This is a genomic window from Synergistaceae bacterium (assembly GCA_012521675.1).
GTDB lineage: Bacteria > Synergistota > Synergistia > Synergistales > Aminobacteriaceae > JAAYLU01.
In genome coordinates this window covers 21,593-27,867 of record JAAYLU010000026.1, presented here as the reverse complement: position 1 = coordinate 27,867, position 6,275 = coordinate 21,593, and the positions used below count along the sequence as shown (strand labels likewise).

The 6,275-nt window shown below is 64.1% G+C and carries 6 protein-coding genes; all 6 read right to left on the bottom strand.

Going from position 1 to position 6,275, the window contains the following annotated elements; translation table 11 throughout:
• Positions 1-69: 69 nt before the first annotated feature.
• The 6 genes from aroQ to GX181_03240 all read right to left on the bottom strand — a co-directional run bounded on the left by aroQ (position 70) and on the right by GX181_03240 (position 6,237).
• Entirely contained in the window at positions 70-504 is a 435-nt protein-coding gene (gene aroQ / locus GX181_03265; protein NLM70967.1) for a type II 3-dehydroquinate dehydratase, read from the bottom strand.
• Between the two features lie 15 nt (positions 505-519).
• Positions 520-1,179 (bottom strand): cyclodeaminase/cyclohydrolase family protein, encoded by a 660-nt coding sequence (locus tag GX181_03260; protein ID NLM70966.1) that lies wholly within the window; start codon positions 1,177-1,179, stop codon positions 520-522.
• Positions 1,176-2,033, bottom strand: a complete 858-nt coding sequence (gene folD / locus GX181_03255) for a bifunctional methylenetetrahydrofolate dehydrogenase/methenyltetrahydrofolate cyclohydrolase FolD (protein ID NLM70965.1) — start codon at positions 2,031-2,033, stop codon at positions 1,176-1,178. Before folD ends, GX181_03260 begins: the two co-directional genes overlap by 4 nt.
• 13 nt (positions 2,034-2,046) lie before the next feature.
• Positions 2,047-3,720 carry a formate--tetrahydrofolate ligase gene (locus GX181_03250; protein NLM70964.1) on the bottom strand — a complete coding sequence of 558 codons (1,674 nt, stop codon included), beginning with the start codon at positions 3,718-3,720 and terminating at the stop codon, positions 2,047-2,049.
• A 45-nt stretch (positions 3,721-3,765) separates the two neighbouring features.
• On the bottom strand, positions 3,766-5,115 hold the full coding sequence (gene hydA / locus GX181_03245) for a dihydropyrimidinase (GenBank protein NLM70963.1): 1,350 nt from the start codon (positions 5,113-5,115) through the stop codon (positions 3,766-3,768).
• A gap of 135 nt (positions 5,116-5,250) precedes the next feature.
• A complete protein-coding gene (locus tag GX181_03240) occupies positions 5,251-6,237 on the bottom strand; it encodes an ornithine carbamoyltransferase (GenBank protein ID NLM70962.1) in 987 nt (328 codons plus the stop codon).
• Positions 6,238-6,275 lie beyond the last annotated feature (38 nt).

Genomic DNA, 6,275 nt, shown 5'->3' with positions numbered 1-6,275 from the left:
GTTTTTAACGAAAGACCGGGGGAGAGAGTCCCCCGGTCGGAAAATGCCGCCCTTTCGGACATTTCAAGGCTAGACGGCACCCACGACGGCCCTGAGGCCGAGCATGTAGCTCTCCGCCCCGAATCCGCAGATCTGCCCCTTCACCACCCCGGCCAGCACGGAGGTGCTCCTGAACTCCTCCCTGGCGTGGATGTTCGACATGTGGACCTCGACGACGGGAACCTTCAGCATCTCCAGCGCGTCCCTGATGGCCAGACTGTAGTGAGACCAAGCGCCGGCGTTGATGACCACTCCGTCCACCCGGTCCTCCACCGCCCGGTGGATCATGGCGCACATCTCCCCCTCCGAGTCCGTCTGGAAGGACTCGACCTCGGCTCCGAGCTCCGCGCCGAGGCGGCGCAGACGCTCATCTATAAGGCCCAGGGCCTCGGTGCCGTAGTGGGCCGGGTCTCGCCTCCCCAGCATCCCCAAATTGACGCCGTGAAGGATCAGGATCCTCTTCATGAGCCGGTCCCCGGCCTATAGGTCTCCCGGCACGACTCGAAGGACGCCGGCCTTTAGTATAGCCCCTTCCTCGTGCAGAGTCTCCATCTGCGACTCCATGTCGTCCACGTAGTCCTCGTCCTTTATGGACGACAGGTTGATGAAGACGTTCATCACAGCGCCCTCCAGCCCGGCGAGCGCGACAGTGGCGGCGACGCCGAGGTCGCTGGCGGCGTTCGTGTTGCTCTTATCCGCGATTCGGGCGCACAGTCGAAGCACCTGGAGGCAGCCAATGGCCGTGTCCCTCGGAGACTCGCACGCGCCCTTGAAGGCGGACTGGATGAGTTCGCGCCGCTCGGCCTTCTCATCGTCGGTCCCCTTGGGGGCGGCGAAAGCCTCCATCACCTTCTCGAACGCCTTCGCGTCTATGTCGATGGCGTCGAGAAGGGTGCGGCGAAGCCCGTCCGACTCGCCCAGCACCTCCTTGACCTCCTCCTCGAACTCCTCGTAGCCCTTCTTGCCTATCGTGAGGCGGCAGACCATCGAGACCAGCGACGCCGCGAGGGCACCCGACAGGGCCGCGACGCTCCCGCCCCCCGGCGCGGCCGTGTCGGCCGCCAGTTCGTCGGTGAACCGACCGAGAGTCATGTCAACAAGCAAAGCCACACTACTCCCCTCCCCTTCGGATAAAGTCATCGAGCGGCCGAGGCCGTCTTCTCCGCCTGCTCCAGCGTGTTCTCGAGCAGCATGGCTATCGTCATTGGGCCGACTCCTCCGGGGACTGGCGTTATCCAGGACGCCCTCTCGGCAGCCGGCTCGTAGTCCACGTCACCGACAAGCCCCTCCTCCAGCCTGTTAATCCCCACGTCGATCACCACCGCGCCCTCCTTGACCATGTCGCCGGTGACGAAGCGGGGCCTCCCCACCGCCGCCACCAGTATATCCGCGCGCCTTGCGTGGCCGGCGAGGTCCTCCGTCCGGCTGTGACAGATGGTGACCGTCGCGCTCTCCGCCAGCAGCATAAGCGCGACCGGCTTGCCGACTATGTTGCTGCGTCCGATTATCACTGCCTCCTTGCCCGCGATGGGGATGCCCGTGCTCTTGAGCAGACGCATTATGCCCTTCGGCGTGCAAGGCTCGCAGGCCGGAAGCCCCGTCACCAGGCGGCCTACGTTCACCGGGTGGAAGCCGTCCACGTCCTTCTCGGGAAGGATGGCGGCGAGCACCGTGTCCGGGTCTATCTGCTTCGGCAGAGGAAGCTGCACCAGGATCCCGTGCACGTTGCTGTCGTTGTTCAGCCTCTCTATAAGGGCCAGGAGCTCCTCCTGGCTCGTCGACTCGGGCAATCTGTGCAGGAACGACGCGAAGCCCGCCTCAAGGCAGCCCTTCTCCTTCTGTCCAACGTAGACCTTGGATGCCGGGTCCTCGCCGACGAGGATCACCGCCAGGCCGGGGGTGACGCCCCTCTGCTTGAGCAGAATGGTCCTGTCCTTTATCTCCGACCTTATCTCCGAGGCCAGTTTCCTGCCATCGAGTATCTTTGCCGTCATGTCATCATCCCTCCTAGAACAGCCCGGAGATCCGCCCGTCGGCGTCTATGTCTATTGACAGGGCGGCCGGTTTCTTCGGCAGTCCGGGCATCGTCATTATCGCGCCAGTCACAGCCACCAGGAAGCCCGCCCCCGCCGACAGCCTGACCTCGCGCACGGTTATCTTGAAGCCGGAGGGGCGTCCAAGCAGCGCCGGGTCGTCGGAGAGGGAGTACTGGGTCTTGGCCATGCAGACCAGTAGGTCGTCCTTGCCGAGCTCGTGCACCAGGGCGAGGTCCTTCTCCGCCTGGTCGGTGAAGACGACGCCGTCGGCACCGTAGACCTTCCTGGCTATTACGTCCATCTTCTCCTTGGGAGAGAGGCTTTCGTCGTATAGGTAGGCGAAGTTCGACGGCTTCTCGCACGCCTCTATCACCCTGTCGGCCAAGTCGAGGCCGCCCTCTCCGCCCTTCGCCCAGACCTCGGAAAGGGCGACGGAGGCGCCGAGCGAGTTGCACTTTTTCTCCACCAGGGCCAGCTCCGCCTCGGTGTCCCCCGGAAAGCGGTTGATCGCGACCACCGCCGGCAGGCCGAACACGGCGACGTTCTCTATGTGCTTCTCGAGGTTCGTCATGCCCTTCTCGAGCGCGAGGAGGTCCTCGTGGCCGAGCTCGTTCTTCTTCCTGCCGCCGTGCATCTTGAGAGCGCGCACGGTCGCGACTATGACCACCGCGGATGGCTTCAGCCCCGCCATGCGGCACTTGATATCGAGGAATTTCTCCGCTCCCAGGTCCGCGCCGAAGCCCGCCTCCGTGATGAAGTAGTCGGACAGCTTCAGCCCCAGGCGGGTAGCCTGGATGGAGTTGCAGCCGTGGGCGATGTTCGCGAACGGGCCGCCGTGTATGAAGGCGGGAGTCCCCTCGAGGGTCTGAACCAGGTTCGGCTTGATCGCATCCTTCAGCACGACCGTCGCCGCTCCGGCAGCTCCTATGTCACCGACCGTCACCGCCTTGCCGTCGTAGGTGTAGCCCACCACCGCCCTGGAGATACGGGCCTTCAGGTCCATCAGGTCGGTCGACAGGCAGAGGATCGCCATCACCTCGGACGCCACCGTGATGTCGAAGCCGCTCTCGCGAGGCACTCCGTTCGTCCTGCCGCCGAGGCCGACTATGACGTTCCGGAGGGCCCTCTCGTTCAGGTCCATCACGCGCCGCCAGACTATCCTCCTCGGGTCCAGGTTCAGCTCGTTGCCCTGCTGCATGTGATTGTCCACCATCGCGGAGATCAGGTTATGGGCCGTCGTTATCGCGTGCAGGTCCCCGGTGAAGTGCAGGTTGATGTCCTCCATCGGGAGCACCTGGCTGTAGCCGCCGCCCGCCGCGCCGCCTTTGATCCCGAAGCTGGGGCCCAGCGACGGCTCGCGGACGGCCATAGCTGCCCTCTTGCCCCTCCTGGTCAGGGCCTCCGCGAGACCGACCGTCGTGGTGGTCTTGCCCTCCCCGGCGGGAGTCGGGGTTATCGCCGTGACGAGGATCAGCTTGCCGTCCGGCCCGTCCTTGACCCTCTCCCAGGCAGACGGCCCGACCTTGGCCTTGTAGCGGCCGTAGAGCTCCAGCTCGTCCTCCCCTATCCCCAGCTTCTTCGCTATCTCCGTTACGGGACGGAGTTCCGCCCCCTGTGCAATCTCGATATCGCTCGGCACGTGCATAACCTTACATTCCTCCTCAAAACCGGTCGCTGAAAAGCAACACGCTCAACGCTTAAGGAAACGACCCCTGCCCTTCTTCCCAAGGAAGCGGTCGTCCGCATACACCACCTCGCCCCGCGAGATGGTCCGCCAGGTCCTGCCGGTCAGCTCCATGTTCTCGTAGGGAGAGAAATCCACGTTCATCCTGAGCGCCCCGGCCCGAACGCTCCAGGCCTCGTCGGGGTCGAAGATCACTATATCGGCGTCTGCGCCGGGCATCAGGCAGCCTTTGCGCGGGTAGAGTCCGTACCGCTTGGCCGCACGCTCCGACGTGATCGCCGCAAGGTCGCTAAGGGACAGTTTCCCCTTGACCACTCCCTCAGAGTACAGAAGGGGGAGCATCAGTTCCACGCCGGGAAGACCGCCCGGCAGCCGGTCGAACGCACCCCTCCACTCCTTCTGCGTCCTGGTAAAGGGACAGTGGTCCGTGGCGACGAAGTTCACCTCGCCGGACGACAGGGCCGCCCAGAGGGCCTCGTTGTCCTCACCGCTGCGAAGAGCGGGGGCCGCGGACAAGAGATGACCGTCCTGCGCCCTGTAGGCCTCCGACGTCAGCAGCAGGTACTGGGGGCAGGTCTCCGTGGTAAGCTTGGCTCCCCTCTCGCGGGCGCGCCGGGCCTCCTCCAGCCCGAGGGCGGAGCTGAGGTGGACTATGTGGCAGCCGGCCCCTGTCCGGGCGGCCAGCCAGCCCACCGCGTTCACCGCCAGGGCCTCGCACACGTCGGGGCGGACCTTGGCGAGGCTGTCCATCCTACCCCACTCTTCGTTGGAAAGCTGAGCGGACAGGCTCTCTATCACGCTTTCGTCCTCCGCGTGGACCACCGCGACAGCATCCATTTCAGCGATGGCCTGGAAGGCCTGCAGCATCTGACCGTTGTCCGTCCTTCTTCCGGAGGCGCCGTAGGCCGTGAAGAACTTGAAACTCTTAACCCCAAGGGAGACAGCCTCCCTCATCTCGTCCACCCTGCCGGGCCTCCAGCCCACCACCTCGCCGTGCAGGGCGTAGTCGATCACGGAGGACTTTGCGTCCTCCAGGCGATTCTCGATGTCCTCCGGTATGCTCCTTTCCGACGCGCCGACGGTGAAGTCGATCACGGTCGTCACTCCGCCGCAGGCCGCGGCGACACCGCCGGAGTAGAAGTCGTCGCTGGAGACATAATCGCCCACGGGCAGGGCGAAGTGGACGTGAGGGTCGATGACCCCAGGCAGGACTATCTTGCCCGTCGCGTCGATGGTCTCACGACCCTCGAGCCCGCCTCCCAGTGCGCAGATCCTCTCGCCCAGCACGGCGACATCGGTGAACAGCACTCCGTCCGCCGTTGCCACCGAGCCACCTCGAATCACAAGATCGTACATCCGTTCGATCCTCCAGTCATGCGCTCCTCTTGAAGCGAGCGGCACCGACGAGGCGGACACGCCTCGAACGCCGCCTCTCGAGTATAGCACGGGCGGGCCGCGCCCGCGAAGGGAGGGCGCGGCATCGAAAACTTCCTACCTGCCGCCCATCGTCAGGGCCATGACGGCCTTGGCAGTGTGCAGCCTGTTCTCCGCCTCGTCGTAGATCGCCGAGTGAGGCCCGTCGATGACGGAGTCCTCCACCTCGTTCACCCTGTCCGCGGGCAGGGCGTGCATGTAGATCGACTTCGGATCCGTCAGGGCCATGCGCTGCTCGGTGCACTTCCAGTGCCTGTTGGCCTCGAGAGTGCTGTCTATGACATCCTTGCTCTCGTTTGTCACCCAGTTGCCCCAGTTCTTCGGGATGACAACGTCCGCGTCGCGGTAGGCCTCCTCCTGGTCGTTTGTGATGCGGAAGGAGCCGCCGTTCTCGAGAGCGTTCTTCTTGGCCTGCTCTATGACCCAGTCGGGCATCTCGTAGCCCTTCGGGTAGGCGAGGGTCACGTCCATGCCGTAGCGCGGGAAAAGCAACGCCTGGGACAGCGGCACTGAGATCGGCTTCTTGTGCGTGGTTGCATAGGCCCAGATCACGGAGACCTTGAGCCCCTTGCTGTTGCGCCCCCTCTTCTCCTGTATGGTCATCAGGTCGGCTATTCCCTGCAGAGGGTGGTAGATGTCGTCCTGCATGCTGATGATCGGCACGGGCGACCACTTGGCCATCTCGCGCAGGTATTCGTTGCCCTCCTTCCAGAAGCAGTTGCGGCAGGCGATGGCGTGACCCATCCTGGACAGGATCACCGCCGTGTCCTTGGGGACCTCGCCGTGGGCTATCTGCATGCCGCTGGTGTCGAGGTAGTGAGCGTGCCCTCCGAGCTGGGTTATGCCGGCCTCCATCGAGTTGCGAGTGCGTGTGGACTGCTCGAAGAACATAAGGAACACGGTCTTGTTGGGCAGGTAATTGGTCGGCCTGTCCATGGCGAAGTCCTTCTTGAGGTCGTAGGAGACGTCCAGAAGCGTGTCGATCTCCTCTTTGGTCCACTCCTGAAGGGTTATGAAGTGCTTTCCTCTGAAAAGCGTCTGCATTCCTCTCTCTCCTCCTGTTGTCTTTATTCGGCCTCCAG